This is a genomic window from Yersinia enterocolitica (assembly GCA_002082245.2).
In the GTDB taxonomy this organism is placed as follows: domain Bacteria; phylum Pseudomonadota; class Gammaproteobacteria; order Enterobacterales; family Enterobacteriaceae; genus Yersinia; species Yersinia enterocolitica_E.
The window spans coordinates 2,988,935-3,015,028 of sequence record NBTC02000002.1; the positions used below are offsets into that span (position 1 = coordinate 2,988,935).

Below are 26,094 nucleotides of genomic sequence, written 5' to 3' on the forward strand. Positions count from 1 at the left end.
CAGAGAACGCTATGAAAATAATTATTCTTGGGGCGGGGCAAGTTGGCGGAACCCTGGCAGAAAATCTGGTAGGCGAGAACAACGATATCACCGTTGTGGATGTTGACTCTGGCCGCCTACGCCAGTTGCAAGATAAATTTGATCTGCGTGTAGTACAAGGGCATGGATCGCATCCGAGAGTCTTGCGGGAAGCGGGGGCTGAAGATGCCGATATGTTGGTTGCAGTGACCAATTCTGATGAAACCAATATGGTTGCCTGCCAAATTGCGTATTCACTATTTAATACACCAAATCGCATCGCACGTATCCGTTCGGCTGAATATATTCGTGAAGCTGATAAGCTTTTTCTACCAGAAGCGGTACCCATTGACCATTTGATATCACCGGAACAGCTAGTTATCGATAATATCTATAAACTAATCGAATATCCTGGTGCATTACAGGTAGTTAATTTTGCTGAAGGTAAGGTCAGTATTGCGGCGGTAAAAGCCTATTATGGCGGCCCATTGGTGGGGAATGCATTATCCTCTCTGCGTGAACATATGCCTCATATTGATACCAGAGTGGCAGCAATCTTTCGTCAAGACCGACCAATTCGTCCACAGGGCTCAACTATCATTGAAGCAGGTGATGAAGTCTTCTTTGTTGCTGCCTCACAGCATATCCGCGCTGTAATGAGTGAGTTACAACGTCTTGAAAAACCCTATAAGCGCATTATGATTGTTGGCGGTGGTAATGTCGGAGCCGGTTTAGCCCTACGATTAGAAAAAGATTACAGTGTAAAATTAATTGAGCGTAACCCGCAGCGAGCCGCCGAATTAGCCGAGATGTTACACGATACTATCGTATTTTATGGCGATGCGTCAGACCAGGAACTGCTGGCAGAAGAGCATATTGAACAGGTCGATGTCTTTATTGCCATTACCAATGACGATGAAGCCAATATTATGTCCGCGATGCTGGCAAAACGGATGGGCGCAAAAAAGGCAATGGTATTAATCCAACGTAGCGCCTATGTCGATCTGGTTCAAGGAAGCGTTATTGATATTGTCATCTCACCGCAGCAGGCCACTATTTCAGCCCTTTTAGGTCATGTCCGTAAAGCGGATATTGTCAGTGTTTCTTCATTAAGGCGAGGTGTTGCTGAGGCAATCGAAGCAATTGCCCACGGTGATGAAACCACATCAAAAGTTGTTGGCCGAATGGTTGAGGATATAAAGTTACCACCAGGTACTACCATTGGGGCAATTGTACGTGGGGATGAGGTTATCATTGCCAACAGCAACTCCATAATTAAACAGGGTGACCACGTAGTGATGTTTATTACTCACAAGAAATTCGTGCCCGATGTGGAGCGTTTGTTCCAACCAAGCCCATTCTTCCTGTAATTATTAATAATTAACTAGTTCGAACCCATTTATAAATTAAAACTATTTCCGTAGATAGTGGGAAAATTTTCTATAATTATGGTTCTACCGAGTTTTATTTAGCTAAGATTAAGTCATTCATTTTTAAAGGGGGTGTCATTTATGAGTTTTATGAAGGAATTTCGTGAATTTGCCATGCGTGGCAATGTGGTCGATTTGGCAGTCGGGGTAATTATTGGTGCCGCATTTGGCAGAATTGTTTCTTCACTTGTTGCCGACATCATCATGCCGCCACTTGGCTTATTGCTTGGGGGGGTCGACTTCAAGCAATTCCATTTCATATTACGTGCTGCTGAAGGGACTATACCTGCTGTAGTAATGAACTACGGTACATTCATTCAGAGCATTTTCGATTTTGTTATTGTGGCACTCGCTATATTTTCTGCAGTGAAACTAATGAATAAAATGCGCCGTGAAAAAGCGGAAGAGCCTGCAGCACCGCCAGCACCAACAACAGAAGAAAAGCTGTTAGCCGAGATTCGTGATTTACTGAAAGCGCAGCAATCAAAGTAAGTTCAGTTTTGATAAACGTAAAAGCCATCATACGATGGCTTTTTACTGCTTTCAAATCAGAAGACCAGTGGTAATGAATCTATTGATTGCTTACCACTGGCCTCCCAGTTACCACCTTTTGCGTATTTTTCTTTACGCCGATAACTTCCTTTTCCTTTACTGTTCTGCTCGATACGTTGCCTGAAAAGTGGGTCATGGAGTAATGCTTCTAGCGCATTATCTTTAATTTTCCCCTTGGTATGTCGATATACCGCCATAATAAAACCTCACTGATAAATTTATTGATTAAAAATCCTACGCATAATACTGCTAATGTAAGCTGATTTAAACTACCCACCTAAAATTTAGTCTTTAGCGAGTTCTTCAGTCGCCCCTTGTTCCAGTGCTTCCAGAATAGAACAATAAGTCGTTGCATGAGTACTTCCGCAGCAGGCATTACTAAGGCGTTTTAGTGATTCACGCATTCTTTTAAACTCAGTTATCTTACTTTCCACATCATGTAATCGAGAATCCACAATTGCTTTTGATTCCTGACAGGTATGATGTTCAGGATCGACACGAATCGACAGTAATTCGGCGATAGTTTCTAATGTAAACCCGAGCTGCTTCGCATAGCGGATAAAACGTAAACGCTGTAAATCTTGTTCACTATACAGTCGGTAACCACCTTCTGTCCGTTTGCCATGATCCATCATTCCTTGTTTCTCATAGTAGCGAATAGTATCTGGTGTAACATCAGCCAGTTTAGCGAGTTGCCCAATTTTTAACATTTAGTTACTCCTCTTTTGACAGTTTATCGACCATTTTATGTTGGTACTCCTGATGGAGAAAGTCAGTGCTAAACCCTGCTTGTCTCAATCTCAGTTCCAATAATGCCAAGCGCTTATGTAAATTCTGGTAGTTATCGTGCTGCTTATCTATCTGTGACAACAATTCGGCGACAGTAAGCGCTTCTTGACGATCCTGCAATTCAACGGGGAGGTACCCTGCATTTCTCAGTAATCTGTAACCTGCTCTCAAATCAAGAGGAACTAGGGAGTCATCATCTAGCTGTAGTGGTTTACCGCTGCCTGACAGATTATCGAGTTCGCCCTTTTGCTGAGCATCAATAATGCGTCGTTCCGCCCATTCATCAATTAATTCCATATCACGACCAAGAGATCAGACTTTATAAAATCGAAGAATAGTTAAGGTTAAAGGATCGGTAGCAAAATAATAAGAGAGGATTGGCAATATATGGGAAGGATAAACGCATATCACTGAATTGTAGACGTAAAAAAACCGGGCAAGCCCGGTTTTTTTACGCGTTTACAGATTACTCTGCAGCAACTACTTCTGCTTGCGATGCAGCACGATCAACTAACTCGATGTAAGCCATCGGTGCGTTGTCGCCTGCACGGAAGCCACACTTCAGAATGCGAGTGTAACCACCGGCGCGGCTCGCGAAACGCGGGCCTAGCTCGTTAAACAGTTTTGCCACGATCTCGTTATCACGAGTACGGGCGAATGCCAGACGACGATTAGCTACGCTGTCGGTCTTGGCAAGAGTAATCAGCGGCTCAACAACGCGACGCAGCTCTTTCGCTTTCGGCAGGGTCGTCTTGATTATCTCATGACGAACCAAAGAGCCGGCCATGTTACGGAACATAGCCTGGCGATGGCTGCTGTTACGGTTCAGTTGACGACCACTCTTACGATGGCGCATGACCTTATCCTTCTCAGTAAAACCTTAACCTGTGATCCGGTTACTCGTCAGCAATGCTAGCTGGTGGCCAATTTTCTAGGCGCATGCCTAAAGAAAGACCACGTGAAGCAAGCACGTCTTTAATCTCAGTAAGAGATTTTTTACCCAGGTTCGGCGTTTTCAGCAACTCAACCTCGGTACGCTGTACCAGATCACCGATGTAGTGGATAGCTTCTGCCTTGAGGCAGTTAGCAGAGCGGACAGTCAATTCCAGATCGTCAACAGGGCGCAGCAGGATCGGATCGAACTCTGGCTTCTCTTCTTTAACTTCCGGCTGACGTACATCTCGTAAATCAACGAAAGCTTCAAGCTGTTCAGCCAAGATAGTTGCCGCACGGCGGATCGCCTCTTCAGGATCGATCGTACCATTGGTTTCCATCTCGATAACCAACTTGTCCAGGTCGGTACGCTGTTCTACACGCGCTGCTTCAACATTGTAGGCAATACGCTCTACAGGGCTATAGCATGCGTCTACTAACAGACGACCAATCGGGCGCTCATCTTCTTCCGAATGAATTCGGGCAGAAGCCGGCACATAACCACGACCACGTTGAACTTTGATACGCATACTAATAGATGCGTTCTCATCGGTCAGGTGGCAGATAACGTGCTGCGGCTTGACGATTTCGACATCCCCGTCATGGGTGATATCGGCTGCAGTCACAGGGCCAATGCCAGACTTATTCAGGGTAAGAATAACTTCATCTTTACCCTGAACTCTCACCGCCAGCCCTTTCAGGTTGAGCAGGATCTCCAGGATATCTTCCTGTACGCCTTCTTTGGTGCTGTACTCATGCAGTACACCATCAATCTCAACCTCGGTCACCGCGCAACCCGGCATAGATGAAAGCAGAATACGGCGCAGTGCGTTGCCGAGAGTATGGCCAAAGCCACGCTCTAACGGCTCAAGGGTCACCTTGGCGTGCGTCGAACTGACTTGCTCGATATCTACCAGGCGCGGTTTTAGAAACTCTGTCACAGAACCCTGCATTGTGTCCTCTCTTTGGTACTAAGCTTTACTTGGAGTAAAGCTCGACGATCAGGTGTTCGTTAATGTCCGCAGACAGATCAGTACGTTCAGGAATACGTTTGAACACACCTTCCATCTTGACAGCATCAACTTCCAGCCAAGTCGGCTTTTCACGCTGCTCAGCCAGCTCCAAAGCTGCCTTAACACGAGACTGCTTTTTAGCTTTCTCACGGATGCTGACTACGTCATTCGGAGATACCTGATAAGAAGCGATGTTAACAACGCGACCATTTACCATGATAGCTTTATGACTAACCAGCTGACGTGATTCAGCACGAGTTGCGCCAAAGCCCATACGGTAAACTACGTTATCCAGACGACCTTCCAGCAGTTGCAACAGGTTTGCACCTGTGTTGCCTTTCAGACGTGCTGCTTCTTTATAGTAGTTACGGAATTGACGTTCTAGAACACCATAGATACGGCGAACTTTTTGTTTCTCACGTAACTGCACACCGTAGTCAGACAGACGCGGTTTACGCGCACCGTGCTGGCCAGGTGGTTGTTCAATCTTACACTTGGTGTCAATCGCGCGAACGCCAGACTTAAGGAACAGGTCTGTGCCCTCACGACGGCTCAGCTTGAGCTTAGGACCCAAATATCTTGCCATTTTCTCTCTCCAACAAACCTAAAAGCAGCGTTATACGCGGCGCTTTTTCGGCGGACGACAACCGTTATGAGGGATCGGAGTCACATCAGTAATATTAGTGATGCGGAAACCAGCCGCGTTTAACGCACGGATAGTAGACTCACGGCCCGGACCAGGTCCTTTAACCATAACTTCCAGATTCTTGATACCGTATTCTTTCACTGCGTCAGCGCAGCGCTCTGCTGCAACTTGCGCTGCAAACGGAGTAGACTTACGAGATCCACGGAAACCGGAACCACCTGCTGTTGCCCAACCCAATGCGTTACCTTGACGATCTGTAATAGTAACGATGGTGTTGTTGAAAGAAGCATGGATATGAGCCACACCGTCAGAGACTGTCTTTCTTACACGCTTGCGTGCACGAATAGGTGCCTTTGCCATTATTCAATCACCCCGATTATTTCTTGATCGGTTTACGCGGACCCTTACGGGTACGTGCGTTGGTCTTAGTACGCTGACCGCGAACTGGTAGACCACGACGATGACGCAAACCACGATAAGTCCCAAGGTCCATCAGACGCTTGATGCTCAGGGTCACCTCACGACGCAGATCACCTTCTACAACGTACTTGGCAACTTCGTCACGCAGCTTCTCGATTTGCTCTTCAGACAGCTCACTGATCTTAACATTTTCAGCAATACCCGCAGCAACACAGATAGCCTGTGAACGGGTTTTACCGATGCCGTAGATCGCAGTTAACGCGATTACGGTATGTTTCTGATCAGGAATGTTAATGCCTGCTATACGGGCCACTATGCACTCCTACTATTTTATACAGCAATACCATTCTGAAAAGCCCGTTTTCAGGATACTCAAATAGTATTGCAGTCACATACAAAAGATTGGCTGGCTAATCTAGCCAGCTCAACCCAACTTTGCAAGAAAAATATGCAAGATAAATCAGCCTTGACGCTGTTTATGCTTTGGTTCGGCACTGCAGATTACGCGAACGACACCGTTACGCTTAACAATTTTGCAGTTACGACATAATTTCTTGACGGAAGCACGAACTTTCATTTTTACTCTCCGTAACTTCTCAAACATCCCTGAATTAGCGGTTATAGCCTTTCAGGTTTGCTTTCTTCAATGCAGACTCGTATTGACTAGACATCATCAGAGTTTGCACTTGAGCCATAAAGTCCATGATGACCACCACTACGATAAGTAGGGAGGTACCACCAAAGTAAAATGGTACTTTCATCGCGTCACGCATGAACTCCGGGATCAGGCAGATGAAAGTAATATACATCGCACCAATTAAGGTTAGACGCGTCATTACTTTATCGATGTACTTCGCCGTTTGCTCTCCCGGACGAATTCCTGGCACGAATGCACCGGACTTCTTCAGGTTATCTGCTGTTTCACGCGGGTTAAACACTAACGCCGTGTAGAAGAAACAGAAGAAGATGATTGCAGACGCATAGAGTAACACATAAAGCGGCTGTCCCGGCTGCAAATACATCGAAATAGTCGTCAGCCAGTTCCAACCTGTCCCGCCCCCAAACCATGATGCAATCGTGGCAGGGAACAGAATTATGCTGGAAGCGAAGATTGCTGGAATAACCCCAGCCATATTCACTTTCAACGGTAAGTGTGTGCTCTGTGCTGCATAAACACGACGACCTTGTTGACGTTTAGCATAGTTAACGACGATACGACGCTGACCACGTTCAATGAAAACAACGAAGAAGGTTACTGCAAACACTAATACTGCAACCAACAGCAACAGGAGGAAGTGCAGGTCGCCTTGCCGAGCTTGCTCGATGGTATGGGCTATTGCAGGTGGAAGACCAGCAACAATACCAGCAAAGATTATGATTGAAATACCGTTACCGATACCACGCTCAGTAATCTGTTCGCCCAGCCACATCAGGAACATAGTCCCGGTGACCAAGCTAACAACAGCGGTAAAGTAGAAAGCAAAGCCTGGATTGATTACCAGACCTTGCATCCCAGGCATATTCGGCAGACCGGTAGCAATACCGATCGATTGGAATATAGCCAATACCAACGTGCCATAACGGGTGTACTGGCTAATCTTACGACGGCCAGCCTCCCCTTCTTTCTTTATCTCTGCTAACGCTGGATGAACCACCGTTAACAGTTGGATAATAATCGATGCCGAAATATACGGCATGATACCCAAGGCAAAGATAGAAGCACGACTGAGAGCACCACCAGAGAACATGTTAAACATTTCAATGATGGTCCCTCTCTGCTGCTCGAGCAATTTAGCAAGCACAGTGGCATCGATACCAGGAATCGGAATAAAAGAGCCGATACGGAAAACAATAAGCGCACCGATAACAAACAAAAGTCTGCGCTTCAGTTCGCCTAATCCGCCTTTAGCACTTTGAAAATCTAATCCTGGTTGCTTAGCCATCTGCTACTTATTCCTCAATTTTACCGCCAGCAGCTTCGATAGCAGCACGAGCGCCTTTGGTGACACGCAGACCACGAAGAGTTACCGCACGAGTGATTTCGCCTGAAAGCATAACTTTCGCGAACTCAATCTGGGTACCAACAACGTTAGCGGCTTTCAACGTGTTCAGGTCGATTACGTCGCCTTCCACTAAAGCCAGTTCAGACAGACGAACTTCTGCCGTGATCATAGCTTTGCGAGAGGTGAAGCCGAATTTCGGCAAACGACGATATAAAGGCATCTGACCACCTTCAAAACCACGACGTACGCCACCACCAGAACGTGAGTTCTGACCTTTGTGACCACGACCAGCAGTTTTACCCAGGCCAGAACCGATACCACGACCTACACGCTTCGGCGCATGCTTGGCACCTTCAGCCGGAGACAGAGTATTTAAACGCATCTGTTACTCCTCAACTTTAACCATGTAGGAAACCAAGTTGACCATACCACGCACAGCAGGAGTATCCTCACGCTCTACAGTATGACCAATACGACGCAGACCTAAACCGATCAGAGTTGCCTTATGTTTCGGCAAACGACCGATACTGCTTTTTGTTTGAGTTACTTTAATAGTCTTTGCCATGGTTATTTCCCTAGAATTTCTTCGACGGACTTACCACGCTTGGCAGCGACCATTTCTGGGGATTTCATATCTTCCAGAGCTGCAATAGTTGCACGAACCACGTTGATCGGGTTAGTAGAACCATAGGCCTTGGCCAATACGTTATGAACCCCTGCAACTTCCAAGACGGCGCGCATTGCACCACCGGCGATGATACCGGTACCTTCAGAAGCTGGTTGCATGAATACACGAGAACCTGTGTGAGCACCTTTAACTGGGTGCTGCAGAGTACCGTTATCCAAAGCAACATTAATCATAGCGCGACGGGCTTTTTCCATCGCTTTCTGGATCGCTGCCGGAACTTCGCGTGCTTTGCCGTAGCCAAAACCAACGCGACCGTTACCATCACCAACTACTGTCAGTGCGGTAAAGCTGAAAATACGGCCACCTTTTACGGTTTTAGATACGCGGTTTACCGCGATCAGCTTTTCCTGCAGTTCGCCAGCTTGTTTTTCGATGTGTGACATCTTACACCTCTACCTTAGAACTGAAGGCCAGCTTCACGGGCAGCATCTGCCAGTGCCTGGACTCGACCATGATATTGGAAACCGGAACGGTCAAAGGATACTTTCGTGATCCCTTTTTCCAATGCGCGCTCTGCAACAGCTTTACCTACAGCTGCGGCGGCATCTTTGTTGCCGGCGTACTTCAATTGCTCATTGATAGCTTTTTCTACAGTAGAAGCTGCTACCAAAATTTCTGAACCGTTTGGTGCAATAACCTGCGCGTAAATATGGCGTGGGGTACGATGTACCACCAGGCGAGTCGCACCCAGTTCTTTGAGCTTGCGGCGTGCGCGGGTCGCACGACGGATACGAGCTGCTTTCTTATCCATAGTGTTACCTTACTTCTTCTTAGCCTCTTTGGTACGCACGACTTCGTCGGCGTAACGGACACCCTTGCCTTTATAAGGCTCAGGACGACGGTAGGCACGTAAATCTGCTGCAACCTGACCAATCACCTGCTTATCAGCGCCTTTCAGCACGATTTCAGTTTGGGTCGGGCATTCTGCAGTGATGCCAGCCGGCAATTCATGGTCAACTGGATGAGAGAAGCCTAAAGCTAAATTCACCACGTTGCCTTTAACTGCGGCACGGTAACCTACACCTACCAATTGAAGCTTCTTAGTGAAGCCTTCGGTAACACCAACGACCATTGCGTTAAGCAGTGCACGAGTGGTACCCGCTTGGGCCCAACCGTCTACAGCGCCTTCGCGTGGAGCGAAAGTCAGTGTATTTTCTTCTTGCTTAACTTCAACAGCGCTATGGACGGTACGAGTCAGCTCGCCGTTCTTACCCTTTATCGAAATAACCTGACCGTTGAGTTTTACCTCTACGCCGGCAGGAATGACGACGGGTGCTTTTGCAACACGAGACATTCTTTCCTCCCGAATTAAGCTACGTAGCAGATAATCTCGCCACCAAGACCAGCTTGGCGAGCTGCACGATCGGTCATAACACCTTTAGAGGTAGAAATAACAGCGATACCCAAACCGGCCATAACTTTTGGCAGCTCATCTTTTTTCTTATAGATGCGCAGACCTGGACGGCTGATACGTTGAATGCTTTCTACCACTGCCTTACCCTGGAAGTACTTAAGAGCTAATTCCAGAACAGGCTTGGTGTCGCCTTCGATTTTAAAATCTTCAATAAAACCTTCTTCCTTCAGAACGTTGGCAATTGCCACTTTCAGCTTGGAGGAAGGCATGGTGACCGCGACTTTGTTTGCGGATTGACCGTTACGGATACGGGTCAGCATATCCGCGATCGGATCTTGCATGCTCATCTGTCTTTACTCCCGTGATTCAATTGGTGACAATTACCAGCTAGCCTTCTTAAGGCCCGGGATTTCACCGCGCATTGCGGTTTCACGGACTTTAATACGGCTCAACCCGAACTTCCGCAGGAAACCATGCGGACGACCAGTTTGGTTGCAGCGGTTACGCTGACGGGACGGGCTGGAATCACGCGGCAGAGACTGCAGCTTCAGAACAGCATTCCAACGGTCTTCGTCGGATGAGTTCACACCAGAGATAATAGCTTTTAATTCCTCGCGTTGAGCGCGGTATTTGTTAGCTAGTTTCACGCGAACAACTTCGCGTGCTTTCATTGATTGCTTAGCCATCAGTAACCCTACCTTACTTGCGGAATGGGAATTTAAAAGCAGCCAACAATGCACGGCCTTCATCATCGGATTTCGCAGTAGTGGTAATGGTAATATCCAAACCACGTACACGATCGACTTTATCGTAGTCGATTTCCGGGAAGATGATCTGCTCGCGCACACCCATGCTGTAGTTACCACGACCATCGAATGACTTAGCGGACAAGCCACGGAAGTCACGGATACGAGGTACAGCAATGGTAATCAGACGCTCAAAGAATTCCCACATGCGTTCGCCACGCAGGGTTACTTTACAGCCGATCGGATAGCCCTGACGGATTTTGAAGCCTGCAACAGATTTGCGTGCTTTGGTGATAAACGGTTTTTGACCGGAGATTGCTGCCAAGTCAGCTGCTGCATTGTCCAGCAGTTTCTTGTCAGCGATCGCTTCACCAACACCCATGTTCAGGGTGATCTTCTCGACCCGAGGGACTTGCATGACAGAGTTGTAGCCAAACTGAGACATCAGTTGTTTGACCACCTCGTCTTTGTAGTAATCATGCAGTTTCGCCATCGTATTACTCCAAATTACTTGATAGTTTCGCTATTAGATTTAAAGAAACGGACTTTTTTGCCGTCTTCGAATCTAAAGCCTACACGGTCAGCCTTACCGGTTGTCGTGTTGAACAGCGCAAGGTTGGAAACTTGAATTGCAGCTTCTTTTTCAACAATGCCACCTGGTTGGTTCAGGGCCGGAACCGGCTTCTGATGTTTTTTAACCAGGTTGATACCTTCAACAATGACCTTACCAGCAGACAGGACATTCTTTACTTTACCGCGCTTACCTTTGTCTTTCCCGGTTAGCACGATAACTTCGTCATCACGACGGATTTTCGCTGCCATGGTTCGCTCCTTAGAGTACTTCTGGTGCCAGAGAGATAATTTTCATGAACTTCTCATTACGCAGTTCACGAGTTACCGGCCCAAAAATACGCGTGCCGATTGGCTGCTCGCTGTTATTATTTAAAATAACACAAGCGTTACCATCGAAGCGAATGACAGAACCGTCCGGGCGACGTACACCCTTCTTGGTGCGCACCACTACCGCCTTCAGAACATCGCCTTTCTTCACCTTGCCACGAGGAATTGCTTCCTTGATGGTGATCTTGATGATGTCGCCGATGCCTGCGTAGCGACGGTGCGAGCCACCTAGAACCTTGATACACATTACGCGACGTGCACCGGAGTTGTCGGCCACGTTCAGCATAGTCTGTTCTTGGATCATGTTAGTGCTCCGCTAATGTCAACTACTACTTTAGGACCCAGAATAGGTCGTTTAAAAGCCCCATTAATGAGGGCGCAGCATTATAACACCGCTTCCAAATTATGGGTAGAAAAAATAAACGGCCCACTTTCTGAGCCGTTTATTATGTTCGAGTTGGCTACTCTATTACAGAATCGCTTTCTCTACAACGCGAACAAGCGTCCAAGACTTAGTCTTTGACAGTGGACGGCATTCGCGGATTTCTACCACGTCACCGATTCCACATTCATTGTTCTCGTCATGTACATGCAATTTCGTCGTACGACGGATGAATTTCCCGTAAATAGGGTGTTTCACCACACGTTCGATAGCAACAACCATGGATTTCTCCATTTTGTCACTAACTACGCGACCTTGCAGAGTACGGATTTGCTCAGTCATTACGCACCCGCCTTCTCAGTCAGTAAAGTCTTAACACGTGCGATATTACGGCGCACTTGTTTCGACAGGTGAGTTTGTTGCAGCTGGCCACTAGCCGCCTGCATGCGCAAATTGAATTGCTCACGCAGCAGGTTGAGCAGCTCAGTGTTCAGCTCTTCAACGCTTTTTTCACGCAGCTCTTGTGCTTTCATCACATCACCGTCTTAGTTACAAAGGTGGTTCCTACAGGCAGTTTCGCTGCTGCGAGCTTAAATGCTTCGCGAGCAGTTTCTTCAGGTACACCAGCCATTTCAAACAACATTTTTCCTGGCTGGATCAGGGCAACCCAATACTCTACGTTACCCTTACCTTTACCCATACGCACTTCGAGCGGCTTCTCGGTGATCGGCTTGTCCGGGAATACACGGATCCAGACCTTACCTTGACGCTTAATTGCACGTGTCATCGCACGACGGGCTGCTTCGATTTGACGAGCCGTCAGGCGGCAACGGCCACAAGCTTTCAGGCCGAACTCACCGAAGCTAACATCCGTACCTTGCGCAAGGCCACGGTTACGGCCTTTGTGCATCTTACGGAATTTTGTACGCTTTGGTTGTAACATCAGCGATTCTCCTTACTTGCGGCCTTTACGCTGCTGCTTTTTAGGTTGAGCAGCCGGTTCCGGTTGTTCAACAGCAGCCATACCACCCAAGATCTCACCTTTGAAGATCCATACCTTAACGCCGATTACACCATAAGTGGTGTGCGCTTCAGATGTGTTGTAATCGATATCCGCACGCAGTGTATGCAACGGAACACGACCTTCACGGTACCATTCGGTACGCGCGATTTCAGCACCGCCAAGGCGGCCGCTTACTTCAACTTTGATACCTTTAGCGCCAAGACGCATTGCGTTCTGTACAGCACGCTTCATAGCACGACGGAACATAACACGACGTTCCAGCTGTGAAGTGATGCTGTCAGCAACCAATTTTGCGTCCAGTTCCGGTTTACGGACTTCGGCGATGTTAATCTGTGCAGGAACGCCAGCGATATCCGCTACGACCTTACGCAGTTTTTCGACATCTTCACCTTTCTTGCCGATAACGATGCCAGGACGAGCGGTGTGAATAGTCACACGGATGCTCTTCGCTGGACGCTCGATAACGATGCGAGAAACGGAAGCTTTCGCTAATTCCTTAGTCAGGAATTGGCGAACTTTAAAGTCGCCGTCCAGGTTGTCAGCGAATTCTTTGGTATTTGCGTACCAGGTAGAGTTCCAAGCTTTGACAATACCTAGTCGAATACCATTAGGATGTACTTTCTGACCCATTGCTAGTCTCCAGAGTCTCAGCGATCGGACACAACCACAGTAATGTGGCTGGTGCGCTTCAGGATGCGATCTGCACGACCTTTTGCACGCGGCATAATGCGCTTCATGCTAGGGCCTTCGTCTACGAAGATCTTCGTGACTTTCAGATCATCGATGTCAGCGCCATCGTTGTGTTCTGCGTTAGCAATGGCAGACTCTAGTACCTTCTTAACCAAACCAGCAGCTTTCTTGTTGGTATAGGCCAGAGTTTCCAGAGCTTGCGACACTTTCTTACCGCGAATCAGGTCCGCTACCAAGCGAACCTTCTGAGCAGAAGAACGAGCGTGGCGATGTTTAGCGATAGTTTCCATCTCTTCCTCCTACCTTAGCGCTTTTTAGCCTTTTTATCGGCCGCATGGCCGCGATAAGTACGGGTCGGCGCGAATTCACCCAGTTTGTGACCGACCATTTCATCGGCTACAAAAACGGGAACGTGCTGACGACCATTATGGACAGCGATGGTCAAACCGATCATATTTGGAAAGACCGTTGAACGACGGGACCAAGTCCGAATTGGCTTCTTGTCTCCGCTTTCCACCGCTTTCTCTACCTTCTTCAGCAAGTGCAGGTCAATGAAGGGACCTTTCTTGAGAGAACGTGGCATGGCTTATCCTCTAATTATTTTTTACTACGGCGACGTACGATGAACTTATCAGTACGCTTGTTGCTACGGGTCTTCTTACCTTTGGTTTGAACGCCCCACGGAGTTACCGGGTGCTTACCAAAGTTACGACCTTCACCACCACCGTGTGGGTGATCTACCGGGTTCATCGCCGTACCGCGAACGGTAGGACGAATACCACGCCAACGACTAGCACCTGCTTTACCCAGCACACGCAGCATGTGTTCAGCGTTACCGACTTCACCTAAGGTGGCGCGGCAATCAGCTTGAACCTTGCGCATTTCGCCGGAGCGCAGACGCAGAGTAACGTAGGAACCGTCACGAGCAACGATCTGAACGTATGCACCAGCAGAACGAGCCAATTGGCCGCCTTTACCTGGTTTCATTTCTACGTTATGAACCGTTGAACCAACTGGGATGTTACGCATAGGCAGGGTGTTACCTGCTTTAATTGCCGCATCAACGCCAGATTGAATCTGGTCACCAGCTTTCAGGCCTTTTGGCGCCAGGATATAACGGCGTTCGCCGTCTTTGTACAGAACCAGCGCGATATTCGCGGAACGGTTCGGATCGTACTCCAGACGCTCAACCACTGCAGGGATACCATCTTTGTTGCGTTTGAAGTCAACCAGACGATAATGTTGCTTGTGGCCACCACCGATATGACGGGTAGTGATACGGCCATTGTTGTTACGGCCACCGCTTTTGCTTAATTTCTCAAGCAACGGGGCATAAGGCTTACCCTTATGCAACTCCTGGTTAACCACCTTAACAACGTGGCGACGACCCGGAGATGTAGGTTTACATTTAACAATTGCCATTGTTTTACTCCTCCGACTTACTCTGCGCCGCCGATGAAGTCCAGATTCTGGCCTTCTTTCAGGGTGACGTAAGCTTTTTTCCAGTCGCTACGACGACCAACACGCTGACCGTGACGCTTACTCTTGCCTTTAACCAGCAAGGTGTTAACGTCTTCGACTTCGACTTCAAACAGTTTCTGCACTGCAGCTTTAATTTCTGCTTTGGTCGCGTCTTTGGCAACTTTGAGAACGATGGTGTTATTCTTTTCCATCGCAGCGGACGCTTTTTCAGATACATGCGGCGCGCGCAGTACTTTCAGCAGACGTTCTTCACGAATCATGCCAGCATCTCCTCAACTTGCTTCACAGCATCAGCAGTCATAACCACTTTATCGAAGGCGATCAGGCTAACTGGGTCGATACCGGCTACATCGCGAACGTCAACCTTGTACAGGTTGCGAGCTGCCAAGAACAAGTTCTCGTCCAGTTCACCCGTTACGATCAGCACATCTTCCAGAGCCATATCTTTCAGTTTCTGCGCCAGCAACTTAGTTTTAGGTGCTTCAACAGAGAACTTTTCGACAATGATCAGACGATCTTGACGTACCAATTCGGACAGAATGCTTTTCAGCGCGCCGCGGTACATCTTTTTATTTACTTTCTGACTGTGATCCTGAGGCTTCGCAGCAAAGGTCACACCACCTGAACGCCAGATTGGGCTCTTTACAGAACCTGCACGCGCACGGCCGGTGCCTTTCTGGCGCCACGGTTTCTTACCGGAACCTGTTACTTCAGCACGGGTCTTCTGAGCACGAGTACCTTGACGGGCACCTGCTGCGTAAGCAACAACAACCTGATGTACAAGCGCTTCATTGAAATCACGCCCGAAGGTAGTTTCGGAAACAGTCAGCGCGCCTTGCGCGTCTTTCATTACCAATTCCATTCCTATCTCCTCGACGTTACGCCTTGACAGCCGGTTTTACGATCAGGTTGCCACCGGTTGCTCCCGGTACAGCGCCCTTGACCAGCAGTAGGTTGCGCTCAGCGTCAACACGTACTACATCCAGGCTTTGAACAGTTACACGTTCATCACCCATATGGCCTGCCATTTTCTTGCCTTTAAACACTTTGCCCGGAGTCTGGTTCTGACCGATAGAACCCGGAACGCGGTGAGACAAGGAGTTACCATGGGTAGCATCTTGGGTACGGAAGTTCCAGCGCTTAACAGTACCGGCAAAACCTTTACCTTTAGACGTACCTGTAACGTCGACTTTCTTAACGTCTGCAAAGATTTCGACGCTAATTTCTTGGCCAGCAGTGAATTCTTGACCTTCTGGAAGGCGGAATTCCCACAGACCACGGCCAGCTTCTACGCCAGCTTTAGCGAAATGACCCGCTTCTGGTTTAGTAACGCGGTTAGCTTTTTTAGCACCGGTAGTTACTTGCACAGCACGGTATCCGTCGTTCTCCAGGCTTTTGACCTGAGTTACGCGGTTCGCTTCAATTTCGATAACAGTTACTGGGATTGAAACGCCATCTTCAGTGAAGATACGCGTCATACCCACTTTCTTACCGACTAAACCAATCATTGTTTCAACCTCTCAATCGCTCAATGACCTGATTAACCCAGGCTGATCTGCACGTCTACACCAGCAGCCAGATCCAGACGCATCAGAGCATCAACGGTTTTCTCGGTTGGCTCAACGATGTCAACCAGACGCTTGTGAGTGCGAATCTCGTACTGATCGCGCGCATCTTTATTGACGTGCGGAGAGATCAGAACGGTAAAGCGCTCTTTGCGAGTTGGCAGCGGGATCGGACCGCGAACCTGCGCACCAGTGCGCTTGGCAGTCTCGACGATTTCCGCAGTTGATTGATCGATCAAACGATGATCAAACGCTTTCAGGCGGATACGGATTCTTTGGTTCTGCATGAGACCAGAGCTCCAATTATTTATAAACGTAAATGATTACTCCTCGCACCCATTTCGATTGATGGGGGAGTGTAATCGTTCAACATATAACCCCCATATCGGGAGTATTGTTCAGTAACAGCACTAGGCTATGACTGACAGATTAGTTTCAATCTGGCCAACCAAGATTAGGTAGGCCCGCGCATTATACGTAAATACCAGCAGGAAGCAAGTCAGTGTTGGGAATCTATGCAAAAACTTGCCAGATAATTTAATTAAGGGGATATAAGGTTAATTTGTGCGGTAGGAATGAAAAAAAGAGTGAGTCCAAGAAGGATTCTCACTCTTTTTGACTGCGTAATCTTATGGTTAATAAACAAGCTATCTTGCAAGTGTTTAGTCTTTCGCCAACTGTGCCTGAGAGTAGTTTTGTATACCTAAACGCTCAATCAGACTCAGTTCTGTTTCGAGCCAGTCAATATGGCCCTCTTCATCAGCAAGAATTTCTTTCAATAAATCGCGACTAACATAATCATGGATAGAATCAGCATAAGCAATACCTTCACGCAGATCCTTCGCCCCGGCGAGCTCGAGAGCTAAATCTGATTTCAGTATTTCCTCAACATCCTCGCCAATATTCAGCTTACCCAAGTCCTGTAAGTTAGGAATACCTTCGAGGAATAAAATACGTTCGATGTATTTATCGGCATGCTTCATTTCGTCTATAGATTCGTGATACTCCTTATCATTAAGGCGCATCAGCCCCCAGTTTTTAAACATTCGGGCATGGAGAAAATATTGATTGATGGCAACTAGCTCGTTGCCGAGTAGTGTATTGAGATGTGCAATTATCTTTTTATCGCCTTTCATAACTATACCCTCCGCTTCCAGTACACAAAGTGTAGTACCAGATGGCAAAGTGTGGGGAATACTTCTCCCTGCTAACTATTAGGCAACATCATTCATTTCTGGAATGTTCGCGCGTTCCTCGATCAGTATCTCTCTGGCCTGTCGGATGCACTTACCGCAGTCTGTACCAATGGGTACCAATTGACGCAGTTGTTTAATGGTATGTGGATGGTGCTGACGTACAGCTTTACGGATAACTTTGTCAGATACCGCATTACACAGACAAACATACATAGAGAGACTCACTTCTTAACCAATCTCTCAAGTGTAAATAAGAATGCGTGTTATTTCAATTAAGATTATTCACTTTATCAATAAAAAAGGGTGCCGAAGCACCCTTGGTTACTTGATCAATAAAATAATTAATCAGTAAGCAATTAAGCGATAACTTTAGCAACAACACCAGCGCCTACAGTGCGGCCACCTTCACGGATTGCGAAACGCAGACCGTCGTCCATTGCGATTGGGTGAATCAAGGTAACAACCATGTTCACGTTATCACCAGGCATTACCATTTCAACGCCTTCTGGCAGTTCGATGGTACCGGTTACGTCAGTTGTACGGAAGTAGAACTGAGGACGGTAGCCTTTGAAGAACGGAGTATGACGGCCGCCTTCGTCTTTGCTCAGAATATAAACTTCTGAATCAAAGGTAGTGTGTGGTTTGATAGAACCTGGTTTAGCCAGAACCTGACCACGTTCGATATCTTCACGTTTGATACCACGCAGAAGAACACCAACGTTCTCACCAGCACGGCCTTCGTCCAGCAGTTTGCGGAACATTTCAACGCCAGTACAAGTAGATTTAACAGTATCTTTGATACCAACGATCTCTACTTCTTCACCAACTTTAACGATACCGCGCTCTACACGACCAGTTACAACAGTACCACGGCCTGAGATAGAGAATACGTCTTCGATTGGCAGCAAGAATGGCTTATCGATAGCACGTTCTGGCAGTGGAATATAAGTATCCAATGCTTCAGCCAGTTCGATAATTTTTGCTTCCCACTCAGGAACGCCTTCCAGTGCTTTCAGAGCTGAGCCCTTGATTACTGGAATGTCGTCGCCTGGGAAATCGTAAGCAGAAAGAAGTTCACGAACTTCCATTTCTACCAGTTCCAGCAGCTCTTCGTCGTCAACCATGTCACATTTGTTCATGAATACGATCATGTATGGAACGCCAACCTGGCGACCCAACAGGATGTGTTCACGAGTCTGTGGCATAGGACCATCAGTTGCAGCAACAACCAAGATCGCGCCGTCCATCTGAGCAGCACCGGTGATCATGTTTTTAACGTAGTCGGCGTGTCCTGGGCAGTCAACGTGCGCATAGTGACGAGTCGGGGTGTCATATTCAACGTGAGAAGTGTTGATGGTGATACCACGAGCTTTTTCTTCTGGTGCGTTATCGATCTGATCGAAAGCACGAGCGCTACCGCCGTAGGTTTTAGCCAGTACGGTAGTGATTGCTGCAGTCAGGGTAGTTTTACCATGGTCAACGTGGCCGATAGTACCGACGTTTACATGGGGTTTGTTACGTTCAAATTTTTCTTTAGACACGACTATATTCCTTACTCTGGTGCTCTACCACTTATGAGAGAGCACTGGATCATTGTTTTAAACCCGAAAGCTTATTTGCCACGGGCTTCGATAACGGCTTGAGCGACGTTACTCGGCGCTTCAGCATACTTCAGGAACTCCATAGAGTATGAAGCACGGCCCTGGGTCTGAGAGCGCAGGTCAGTAGCATAACCGAACATTTCAGACAACGGAACCTGGGCACGAATAGTCTTACCAGTTAACGTATCTTCCATACCTTCGATCATGCCACGACGACGACTCAGGTCACCCATTACGTCACCCGCATAATCTTCAGGGGTTTCGATTTCAACCTTCATTATTGGCTCAAGCAGAACTGGTTTAGCTCGTTTGAAACCTTCTTTAAAGGCGATAGAACCGGCTAATTTAAACGCCAATTCTGAGGAGTCAACATCATGGTAAGAACCGTAGTGCAGACGCACTTTAACGTCCACAACCGGATAACCAGCCAGAGGACCGGACTTCAGTTGTTCCTGGATACCTTTATCAACAGCAGGGATGAACTCTTTAGGAATAGAACCACCAACGATTTCGTTGACGAATTCATACCCAGCGCCACCCGGTGGTAACGGAGACATATCGATAACAACATGACCGTACTGACCACGACCGCCTGACTGCTTAGCGTGCTTACCTTCCACGTCCTTGACGGTATCGCGGATAGTTTCACGGTAAGCAACCTGAGGTTTACCGATGTTTGCTTCCACGCTAAATTCGCGGCGCATACGGTCAACCAGGATATCCAAGTGCAGCTCACCCATACCAGCGATGATAGTCTGACCTGATTCTTCGTCAGTCCACACACGGAATGATGGATCTTCTTTTGCCAGACGCCCCAGAGCCATACCCATTTTTTCCTGGTCGGCTTTGGTTTTTGGTTCAACGGCAACAGAGATCACTGGCTCAGGGAACTCCATACGTTCCAGAATGATCACATGCTTTGGATCACATAAGGTGTCACCCGTCGTCACGTCTTTCAGGCCGATCGCTGCTGCGATGTCGCCTGCGCGAACTTCTTTGATCTCTTCACGTTTGTTGGCGTGCATCTGTACGATACGACCCAAACGCTCTTCACGCGAACGTACTGAGTTCAGCACAGTGTCACCGGAGTTAACAATGCCAGAGTACACACGGAAGAATGTCAGGTTACCCACAAACGGGTCGGTAGCAATTTTGAATGCCAATGCAGAGAACGGCTCTTTGTCGTCTGAATGACGAACAGCCGGAGTATCTTTACCATCGTCCAAAATACCGTTGATTGCTTCAACGTCAGTTGGCGCTGGCAGATAATCGATAACTGCATCCAGCATTGCCTGTACGCCTTTGTTTTTAAACGCAGAACCACAGGTAACCAAGATAATTTCGTTGCGCAGAACACGTTGACGCAGAGCTTTCTTGATTTCTTCTTCGGTCAGCTCTTCGCCGCCCAAATACTTGTCCATCAACTCTTCAGACGCTTCTGCAGCCGATTCAACCAGATTCTGGTGCCATTCAGCAGCCAGCTCAGCCATATCAGCAGGGATCTCTTCGTATTCGAAGGTCACACCCAGATCGGCTTCATTCCAGTTGATCGCTTTCATTTTCACTAGATCGATAACACCAGTGAATTTCTCTTCCGCGCCGATTGCCAGTTGCAATGGAACTGGATTCGCGCCCAGACGAGCTTTAAGCTGGCCAACAACTTTCAGGAAGTTAGCACCCATGCGGTCCATTTTGTTAACGAACGCAATGCGTGGGACTTTATATTTGTTCGCCTGACGCCATACGGTCTCAGACTGTGGCTGAACACCACCAACTGCACAGTAAACCATTACCGCACCGTCAAGAACACGCATAGAACGTTCAACTTCAATGGTGAAGTCAACGTGCCCTGGGGTGTCAATGATATTGATGTGATGTGGTTCATACTGTTTAGCCATACCAGACCAGAAGCAGGTAGTAGCCGCAGAAGTAATGGTAATACCACGTTCCTGCTCTTGTTCCATCCAGTCCATAGTGGCTGCGCCGTTATGAACTTCACCGATCTTATGGTTTACACCGGTGTAAAACAGGATACGTTCGGTAGTGGTTGTCTTACCGGCGTCGATGTGAGCGCTGATACCGATATTACGATAGCGCTCAATGGGTGTTTTACGAGCCATTTGATTCCTCTATTGCCTTAGGCGTTCATTCGATTAACCATGCGGGTTAACTATTAAAGCGCCCGCATGGTTAGCATAGCTACTGCGTGGTAATTACCAGCGGTAGTGCGCGAACGCCTTGTTAGCTTCGGCCATACGGTGAACGTCTTCACGTTTCTTAACAGCAGAACCTTTGTTCTCTGCTGCGTCAGACAGTTCATTCGCCAAGCGCAAAGCCATGGATTTATCACCGCGTTTACGAGCAGCATCAACGATCCAACGCATTGCCAAGGCATTACGACGAACCGGACGAACTTCAACTGGTACCTGATAAGTAGAACCACCAACGCGGCGAGACTTAACTTCGACAGTCGGGCGCACGTTATCCAGAGCTACTTCGAAAGCTTCCAGAAAATCTTTACCAGAACGCTGAGCCAGGGTTTCCAGCGCGGTATAGACGATTGCTTCTGCAGTAGATTTTTTACCATCTACCATCAGGATATTTACAAATTTAGCCAGCAATTCAGATCCGAACTTAGGATCTGGCAAAATTTTACGCTGACCAATTACACGACGACGTGGCATGGAAATACTCCGTTGTTAATTCAGGGTTGTCCAAAACTCTAAGAGTTTATTTTGACATTAATGTGAAAATGTTTGGCCTTACTTAACGGAGAACCATTAAGCCTTTGGCTTCTTCACGCCGTACTTAGAACGTGATTGCTTACGGTCTTTAACACCTGAGCAGTCAAGCGCGCCGCGGACGGTGTGGTAACGCACACCTGGCAAGTCTTTTACACGACCGCCACGGATCAGGATCACGGAGTGTTCCTGTAGGTTATGACCTTCACCGCCAATGTAGGAGGTGACTTCAAAACCGTTAGTTAAACGCACACGGCAAACTTTACGCAGTGCGGAGTTAGGTTTTTTCGGGGTGGTGGTATATACGCGGGTACATACACCACGTTTCTGCGGGCATGCTTCCAGCGCAGGAACGTTGCTTTTAGCAACCTTCATGCTGCGTGGCTTGCGAACCAGCTGGTTAATCGTTGCCATTATTAAAAAAGCTCCTGGTTTTTTGCTTCGTAAACACGTGATAAATCCCCCTCGTTTGCACGACTGGCAGAGAACGAGGACGCAGAATTTTATGGCTGACTATCTAAGGTGTCAAGAAATATACAGCATTGACTGCATTACCATGCCAGTTGTTGCTGATGTTTTAGGGTCAAATCCACGAAGTGAGTATAGCCGATTAGCGTAGCGCTGTCTGAAATTTGACCAGACAAACCACGTGCAATAACGTCATCTTCTAACACAAATAGAGAAGCTGGGTTATTTAACAATAGCTTAAGACTTTCACTGTTTTTCAAAACAGTCATAACGCCATCTTGTAGAAAGAGAATCTCATCTTCGGATGTGACTAATCTCAGCAAAGCAGATAAATCGCAACGATAAGGAGAATGACTGACGGTATACAGCATTATAGCGACCCAAATCCCATTAAAAAGTCAGCACAACATCATAAGTTGCCAATTGGCGACGTAAATTTACCGGAGATAATACCTCGACATCAAGGATCCAGTTCGTCACACCACTCAACCCGCGTTGCTCTAATGAGGCTTCGCAGATATAACAATTCTCAACATCGTACAGGGGTAAGACACCGAAAGTGGCAATATAGTTTCTGGCGAGAATTATTTCCGGTTGTTGCTGAGGTAATAGCTGCAAGACACCATCTGACAGAAAGAATACACCTAAATCTTCGCTTAATGCCGATGTGGCCAGTAAGGCATCCAACCCTTCCCGCCCTGCCGAATTGCCATGCGGACCTTGGGTGAAAACAAAAGCGACACGTTTCATTGCCATTAAAATTGCACCATGCGATCACAGGTCAATGCGGCTTCGGCTAACGCACCCAAGCCGGTTAAGGTAAAACCCGGTTGCAGATTCGCTGCCGCAAGATTGAGTTGTTCGGCTTCCTGTTGGTCGGTTACACCACGGCGTAATGCCGCCGCCACACACACATGCAACATAACAGCATGTTCAGCCGCCAATTGTTGCCACGCCCTTACCAAGTCAAATTCATCACTGGCAGGGGCAGTTAATTGGTTAGCGTTCAAAACGCCTTCGCGATAGAAGAAAACACTCACCAAACTGTGACCTGAATTTATCAGCGCTTGTGCAAATTGATAAGCACTACTGGCCTGCTGCGTACCATAAGCAGGCCCAGTGACCATAAGACAATATCTTTTCACGCCAGACATTAACGGTCGTGCCCTACAAGGTCGCCACTTTTGAATTGGCGAATGTAGAGATAGACGGTGTGTTTAGAGATATTAAGCCGTTCTGCAACCTGATTGATGGCATCTTTGATATCAAAAATACCCTTTTCATAAAGATTAAGTACCACTTGGCGGTTCTTCGCATTGTTAGAAACATTACGGTCCGCATTGACTTCTTCGATGGTAAATTCAAGTGTTTGCGCCACCAAATCATCAACAGATGAGGCAAAGTTGACCGAGGAAGCAACTTCCTGCGTTTCCGGCGGCATAAACGTTTGGATGATTTGTGAGAAAGGCACATCCAGATTCATGTTGATGCACAGCAAGCCAATAACACGCTGGTCACGGTTACGGATAGCGATAGTGACTGATTTCATCAGTACACCACTTTTGGCTCGGGTGAAATAAGCTCTTGAAACACTGCTATCAGCACCGGCCATATCGTGCAACATCCGTAGAGCCAAGTCGGTTATCGGTGAACCAATTTGCCTTCCAGTGTGTTCTCCATTCGCAATTCTTACCGCAGAGCTTTTCAGATCTTCCAGTGAGTGCAGAACGATTTCACAGTGGCCGCCAATAAGCATAGCTAAGCCATCAACGACAGCTTCGTATGATTTTAGTATTTCATGGTCCGTCTGACTGAACGGACGTTCATCCAGTAAATCCAGTTCACTGGTTTCGCTACTGAGAAGCGAATTAGACATCGAAGACACCATCCTCTAGGTAAAGCCTGTCTCAATATCGTTGGCAGACTCATAACTCAATATCTTAGATTTTAAGTCTAGCAAATATGCTGAGATAAAATCCTTGCGTTTGCGCGTGATATTGACGTTAAGCCCACAAGCCATAAACCGTCAAGTTATCAACGAACAGAAGTGAAAATTGATAGATGTGCCGCAAAAAAAACCGCCACGACAATTATCGCAGCGGTTATAAGCAGAATCGGTGAACTAAGCTGAATTACTTCTTCGCTTTTTCGCCTGCAGCTGCTGCTGGTTGCTCTTCTGGAGCATCAGCTTTTGGTGCCGCTTTCACATCTAACAGTTCTACATCGAATACCAGAGTAGAGTTAGCTGGGATACCTGGGACGCCAGTTTTGCCGTAAGCCAGTTCTGGTGGGATAACCAGGGTGATCTTGCCACCTTTTTTGATTTGCTTCAGGCCTTCAGTCCAACCTGGGATAACACCGTCCAAGCGGAAGGATAATGGCTCACCACGCTTGTAGGAGTTATCAAACTCAGTGCCATCAGTCAGTGTCCCTTTGTAATTAACAACCACGGTATCACTGTCTTTTGGTGCTTCACCAGTACCGGCTTTCTCTACTTTGTACAGCAGGCCAGATGCGGTTTTCTTCACATCTTTTTCTTTAGCGAAAGTATCGCGATACTTAGCGCCCTTATCGGCATTTTCTTTAGCGTCCTGCTCCATTTTTGCCTGAGCAGAAGCTTTTACGCGAGCTTCAAAACTTTGCAGAGTGCTTTCAATTTCTGCATCAGTCAGTTTGCTTTTGTTAGCAAACGCGTCCTGAACACCGGCGATCAACTGGTCTTTATCCAGTTTAATACCCAGCTTTTCTTGTTCTTTTAGGGAATTATCCATGTAACGCCCTAATGATGCGCCTAATGCATAAGCAGATTGCTGGTCATCATTTTTAAATGCGCTATTGGTCGTTGCTGGCGCGGCTGCGGTTTTGGCTGCTTCAGCAGCGAAAGTAGCAGAGGTATTCAGGGTCAGCGCCATGGTGGTAGCCAGTAGCGTTACTTTAAACAGTGATTTCATCCATTTCTCCATTGGCTTAAGGACACTTACCCCAAGCAACGATTATAAGTGTAACTTGTACTATAACTGTCTGTGCGAACACAAAACAATCTCTATGCTGATGCTATTAAGTGATATTAAGACTTTTTTTACTACAAGAAGTTTCGTTTTATCGATATCTTGACCCTCGCAAGGCAATCACGGCGTTTTACAGGTAGAATCGCCCCTCCCCTGTTTTTTCTCTATGAGTATCAAATAGGAAATAATAAGAGGGTATGGTTTGCAGTCATGAGAGGAAATTAATATGGAACAATCCCTGTTTGAACAACGGCTGGAAATGCTGGAAAGCCGTCTGGCATTTCAGGAAGTGACGATTGAGGAACTCAATTTGATCGTGACGGAGCACCAAATGGAAATGACCAAATTGCGGGAGCATCTGCGCTTGTTGACCGATAAACTGCGCGAATCTCAGTCTTCCATGATGGCCTCGCCAGCAGAAGAGACACCGCCTCCGCATTATTAA

General features: G+C 47.4%; 45 protein-coding genes. 3 read left to right on the top strand and 42 right to left on the bottom strand.

All coding sequences use genetic code 11. The features are described 5' to 3' along the window. The first annotated feature begins 11 nt into the window (after window positions 1-11). Together A6J66_015165 and mscL are read left to right on the top strand one after the other, a co-directional pair. The gene (locus tag A6J66_015165; protein PNM25397.1) at window positions 12-1,388 is read left to right on the top strand and encodes a Trk system potassium transporter TrkA; all 1,377 of its coding nucleotides are present in this window, start codon (window positions 12-14) and stop codon (window positions 1,386-1,388) included. Window positions 1,389-1,529: 141 nt separating this feature from the next. After that, window positions 1,530-1,940, top strand: a complete 411-nt coding sequence (mscL, locus tag A6J66_015170; GenBank protein PNM25398.1) for a large-conductance mechanosensitive channel protein MscL — start codon at window positions 1,530-1,532, stop codon at window positions 1,938-1,940. 56 nt (window positions 1,941-1,996) lie between these two features. Here the strand turns inward: mscL and A6J66_015175 are convergent, their stop codons facing one another. From A6J66_015175 to A6J66_015380, 42 genes are all read right to left on the bottom strand, one after another. Continuing rightward, entirely contained in the window at window positions 1,997-2,197 is a 201-nt protein-coding gene (locus A6J66_015175; GenBank protein ID PNM25399.1) for a ribosome alternative rescue factor ArfA, read from the bottom strand. 87 nt (window positions 2,198-2,284) lie between these two features. Beyond that, window positions 2,285-2,710 carry a Zn(2+)-responsive transcriptional regulator gene (locus tag A6J66_015180; protein ID PNM25400.1) on the bottom strand — a complete coding sequence of 142 codons (426 nt, stop codon included), beginning with the start codon at window positions 2,708-2,710 and terminating at the stop codon, window positions 2,285-2,287. A gap of 4 nt (window positions 2,711-2,714) precedes the next feature. After that, window positions 2,715-3,086 (bottom strand): hypothetical protein, encoded by a 372-nt coding sequence (locus A6J66_015185; protein PNM25401.1) that lies wholly within the window; start codon window positions 3,084-3,086, stop codon window positions 2,715-2,717. Between the two features lie 169 nt (window positions 3,087-3,255). Beyond that, entirely contained in the window at window positions 3,256-3,645 is a 390-nt protein-coding gene (rplQ, locus tag A6J66_015190; protein ID PNM25402.1) for a 50S ribosomal protein L17, read from the bottom strand. A 40-nt stretch (window positions 3,646-3,685) separates the two neighbouring features. After that, a complete protein-coding gene (locus A6J66_015195) occupies window positions 3,686-4,675 on the bottom strand; it encodes a DNA-directed RNA polymerase subunit alpha (protein ID PNM25403.1) in 990 nt (329 codons plus the stop codon). A gap of 25 nt (window positions 4,676-4,700) precedes the next feature. After that, window positions 4,701-5,321 (bottom strand): 30S ribosomal protein S4, encoded by a 621-nt coding sequence (locus A6J66_015200; protein PNM25404.1) that lies wholly within the window; start codon window positions 5,319-5,321, stop codon window positions 4,701-4,703. 30 nt (window positions 5,322-5,351) lie between these two features. Then, the gene (locus A6J66_015205) at window positions 5,352-5,741 is read right to left on the bottom strand and encodes a 30S ribosomal protein S11 (protein ID PNM25405.1); all 390 of its coding nucleotides are present in this window, start codon (window positions 5,739-5,741) and stop codon (window positions 5,352-5,354) included. Between the two features lie 16 nt (window positions 5,742-5,757). Continuing rightward, window positions 5,758-6,114, bottom strand: coding sequence for a 30S ribosomal protein S13 (locus A6J66_015210; protein ID PNM25406.1), 357 nt, complete (start codon window positions 6,112-6,114; stop codon window positions 5,758-5,760). 147 nt (window positions 6,115-6,261) lie between these two features. Next, the gene (locus A6J66_015215) at window positions 6,262-6,378 is read right to left on the bottom strand and encodes a 50S ribosomal protein L36 (GenBank protein PNM25407.1); all 117 of its coding nucleotides are present in this window, start codon (window positions 6,376-6,378) and stop codon (window positions 6,262-6,264) included. A 34-nt stretch (window positions 6,379-6,412) separates the two neighbouring features. Then, window positions 6,413-7,744, bottom strand: a complete 1,332-nt coding sequence (locus tag A6J66_015220) for a preprotein translocase subunit SecY (protein PNM25408.1) — start codon at window positions 7,742-7,744, stop codon at window positions 6,413-6,415. Between the two features lie 7 nt (window positions 7,745-7,751). Then, entirely contained in the window at window positions 7,752-8,186 is a 435-nt protein-coding gene (locus tag A6J66_015225; protein PNM25409.1) for a 50S ribosomal protein L15, read from the bottom strand. Window positions 8,187-8,189: 3 nt separating this feature from the next. Then, a complete protein-coding gene (locus tag A6J66_015230) occupies window positions 8,190-8,369 on the bottom strand; it encodes a 50S ribosomal protein L30 (GenBank protein PNM25410.1) in 180 nt (59 codons plus the stop codon). Window positions 8,370-8,371: 2 nt separating this feature from the next. Next, window positions 8,372-8,875: a 30S ribosomal protein S5 gene (gene rpsE / locus A6J66_015235; GenBank protein ID PNM25411.1), complete on the bottom strand. Its 504-nt coding sequence runs from the start codon at window positions 8,873-8,875 to the stop codon at window positions 8,372-8,374. A 14-nt stretch (window positions 8,876-8,889) separates the two neighbouring features. Continuing rightward, window positions 8,890-9,243, bottom strand: a complete 354-nt coding sequence (locus A6J66_015240; protein PNM25412.1) for a 50S ribosomal protein L18 — start codon at window positions 9,241-9,243, stop codon at window positions 8,890-8,892. 9 nt (window positions 9,244-9,252) lie between these two features. Beyond that, window positions 9,253-9,786 carry a 50S ribosomal protein L6 gene (locus tag A6J66_015245; protein ID PNM25413.1) on the bottom strand — a complete coding sequence of 178 codons (534 nt, stop codon included), beginning with the start codon at window positions 9,784-9,786 and terminating at the stop codon, window positions 9,253-9,255. A 14-nt stretch (window positions 9,787-9,800) separates the two neighbouring features. Further along, the gene (locus A6J66_015250; protein ID PNM25414.1) at window positions 9,801-10,193 is read right to left on the bottom strand and encodes a 30S ribosomal protein S8; all 393 of its coding nucleotides are present in this window, start codon (window positions 10,191-10,193) and stop codon (window positions 9,801-9,803) included. Window positions 10,194-10,226: 33 nt separating this feature from the next. Beyond that, window positions 10,227-10,532, bottom strand: coding sequence for a 30S ribosomal protein S14 (locus A6J66_015255; GenBank protein ID PNM25415.1), 306 nt, complete (start codon window positions 10,530-10,532; stop codon window positions 10,227-10,229). A gap of 13 nt (window positions 10,533-10,545) precedes the next feature. Further along, the gene (locus A6J66_015260; protein PNM25416.1) at window positions 10,546-11,085 is read right to left on the bottom strand and encodes a 50S ribosomal protein L5; all 540 of its coding nucleotides are present in this window, start codon (window positions 11,083-11,085) and stop codon (window positions 10,546-10,548) included. A gap of 14 nt (window positions 11,086-11,099) precedes the next feature. Further along, complete coding sequence (locus A6J66_015265) at window positions 11,100-11,414, bottom strand: 50S ribosomal protein L24 (GenBank protein PNM25417.1); 315 nt, start codon at window positions 11,412-11,414, stop codon at window positions 11,100-11,102. 10 nt (window positions 11,415-11,424) lie between these two features. Further along, entirely contained in the window at window positions 11,425-11,796 is a 372-nt protein-coding gene (locus tag A6J66_015270; protein ID PNM25418.1) for a 50S ribosomal protein L14, read from the bottom strand. A gap of 165 nt (window positions 11,797-11,961) precedes the next feature. Continuing rightward, window positions 11,962-12,216 (bottom strand): 30S ribosomal protein S17, encoded by a 255-nt coding sequence (locus A6J66_015275; protein PNM25419.1) that lies wholly within the window; start codon window positions 12,214-12,216, stop codon window positions 11,962-11,964. Further along, window positions 12,216-12,407, bottom strand: coding sequence for a 50S ribosomal protein L29 (locus A6J66_015280; protein PNM25420.1), 192 nt, complete (start codon window positions 12,405-12,407; stop codon window positions 12,216-12,218). The genes A6J66_015275 and A6J66_015280 overlap by 1 nt, the downstream gene beginning before the upstream one ends. Further along, window positions 12,407-12,817: a 50S ribosomal protein L16 gene (locus A6J66_015285; protein PNM25421.1), complete on the bottom strand. Its 411-nt coding sequence runs from the start codon at window positions 12,815-12,817 to the stop codon at window positions 12,407-12,409. The genes A6J66_015280 and A6J66_015285 overlap by 1 nt, the downstream gene beginning before the upstream one ends. Before the next feature lie 12 nt (window positions 12,818-12,829). Further along, window positions 12,830-13,528, bottom strand: coding sequence for a 30S ribosomal protein S3 (locus A6J66_015290; protein PNM25422.1), 699 nt, complete (start codon window positions 13,526-13,528; stop codon window positions 12,830-12,832). Window positions 13,529-13,545: 17 nt separating this feature from the next. Beyond that, the gene (rplV, locus tag A6J66_015295; protein PNM25423.1) at window positions 13,546-13,878 is read right to left on the bottom strand and encodes a 50S ribosomal protein L22; all 333 of its coding nucleotides are present in this window, start codon (window positions 13,876-13,878) and stop codon (window positions 13,546-13,548) included. Between the two features lie 14 nt (window positions 13,879-13,892). After that, entirely contained in the window at window positions 13,893-14,171 is a 279-nt protein-coding gene (locus A6J66_015300; GenBank protein ID PNM25424.1) for a 30S ribosomal protein S19, read from the bottom strand. Window positions 14,172-14,185: 14 nt separating this feature from the next. Beyond that, on the bottom strand, window positions 14,186-15,010 hold the full coding sequence (locus A6J66_015305; protein PNM25425.1) for a 50S ribosomal protein L2: 825 nt from the start codon (window positions 15,008-15,010) through the stop codon (window positions 14,186-14,188). A 17-nt stretch (window positions 15,011-15,027) separates the two neighbouring features. Next, complete coding sequence (locus A6J66_015310; protein PNM25426.1) at window positions 15,028-15,330, bottom strand: 50S ribosomal protein L23; 303 nt, start codon at window positions 15,328-15,330, stop codon at window positions 15,028-15,030. Beyond that, window positions 15,327-15,932: a 50S ribosomal protein L4 gene (locus A6J66_015315; protein PNM25427.1), complete on the bottom strand. Its 606-nt coding sequence runs from the start codon at window positions 15,930-15,932 to the stop codon at window positions 15,327-15,329. The genes A6J66_015310 and A6J66_015315 overlap by 4 nt, the downstream gene beginning before the upstream one ends. Window positions 15,933-15,948: 16 nt before the next feature. Continuing rightward, entirely contained in the window at window positions 15,949-16,578 is a 630-nt protein-coding gene (locus A6J66_015320; protein ID PNM25428.1) for a 50S ribosomal protein L3, read from the bottom strand. A gap of 32 nt (window positions 16,579-16,610) precedes the next feature. Beyond that, complete coding sequence (locus A6J66_015325; GenBank protein PNM25429.1) at window positions 16,611-16,922, bottom strand: 30S ribosomal protein S10; 312 nt, start codon at window positions 16,920-16,922, stop codon at window positions 16,611-16,613. Between the two features lie 375 nt (window positions 16,923-17,297). After that, window positions 17,298-17,771, bottom strand: coding sequence for a bacterioferritin (locus A6J66_015330; GenBank protein PNM25430.1), 474 nt, complete (start codon window positions 17,769-17,771; stop codon window positions 17,298-17,300). A 78-nt stretch (window positions 17,772-17,849) separates the two neighbouring features. Continuing rightward, window positions 17,850-18,044, bottom strand: a complete 195-nt coding sequence (locus A6J66_015335) for a bacterioferritin-associated ferredoxin (GenBank protein ID PNM25431.1) — start codon at window positions 18,042-18,044, stop codon at window positions 17,850-17,852. A gap of 143 nt (window positions 18,045-18,187) precedes the next feature. Further along, window positions 18,188-19,372 (bottom strand): elongation factor Tu, encoded by a 1,185-nt coding sequence (gene tuf, locus A6J66_015340; protein ID PNM25432.1) that lies wholly within the window; start codon window positions 19,370-19,372, stop codon window positions 18,188-18,190. Window positions 19,373-19,443: 71 nt separating this feature from the next. Beyond that, on the bottom strand, window positions 19,444-21,552 hold the full coding sequence (gene fusA / locus A6J66_015345) for an elongation factor G (GenBank protein PNM25433.1): 2,109 nt from the start codon (window positions 21,550-21,552) through the stop codon (window positions 19,444-19,446). Window positions 21,553-21,645: 93 nt separating this feature from the next. Next, the gene (locus A6J66_015350) at window positions 21,646-22,116 is read right to left on the bottom strand and encodes a 30S ribosomal protein S7 (GenBank protein ID PNM25434.1); all 471 of its coding nucleotides are present in this window, start codon (window positions 22,114-22,116) and stop codon (window positions 21,646-21,648) included. Window positions 22,117-22,212: 96 nt separating this feature from the next. Next, a complete protein-coding gene (locus A6J66_015355) occupies window positions 22,213-22,587 on the bottom strand; it encodes a 30S ribosomal protein S12 (GenBank protein PNM25435.1) in 375 nt (124 codons plus the stop codon). 137 nt (window positions 22,588-22,724) lie between these two features. Then, on the bottom strand, window positions 22,725-23,012 hold the full coding sequence (locus tag A6J66_015360; protein PNM25436.1) for a sulfurtransferase complex subunit TusB: 288 nt from the start codon (window positions 23,010-23,012) through the stop codon (window positions 22,725-22,727). Between the two features lie 19 nt (window positions 23,013-23,031). Then, window positions 23,032-23,397 (bottom strand): sulfurtransferase complex subunit TusC, encoded by a 366-nt coding sequence (locus A6J66_015365; GenBank protein PNM25437.1) that lies wholly within the window; start codon window positions 23,395-23,397, stop codon window positions 23,032-23,034. Beyond that, window positions 23,397-23,795 (bottom strand): sulfurtransferase complex subunit TusD, encoded by a 399-nt coding sequence (locus A6J66_015370; GenBank protein ID PNM25438.1) that lies wholly within the window; start codon window positions 23,793-23,795, stop codon window positions 23,397-23,399. The genes A6J66_015365 and A6J66_015370 overlap by 1 nt, the downstream gene beginning before the upstream one ends. Then, a complete protein-coding gene (locus tag A6J66_015375) occupies window positions 23,795-24,529 on the bottom strand; it encodes a hypothetical protein (protein ID PNM25439.1) in 735 nt (244 codons plus the stop codon). The genes A6J66_015370 and A6J66_015375 overlap by 1 nt, the downstream gene beginning before the upstream one ends. A gap of 244 nt (window positions 24,530-24,773) precedes the next feature. Further along, entirely contained in the window at window positions 24,774-25,592 is an 819-nt protein-coding gene (locus tag A6J66_015380) for an FKBP-type peptidyl-prolyl cis-trans isomerase FkpA (protein PNM25440.1), read from the bottom strand. Window positions 25,593-25,875: 283 nt separating this feature from the next. On the opposite strand from A6J66_015380, the gene A6J66_015385 reads away from it, so the two are divergent. Further along, window positions 25,876-26,094: a lysis protein gene (locus tag A6J66_015385; GenBank protein PNM25441.1), complete on the top strand. Its 219-nt coding sequence runs from the start codon at window positions 25,876-25,878 to the stop codon at window positions 26,092-26,094.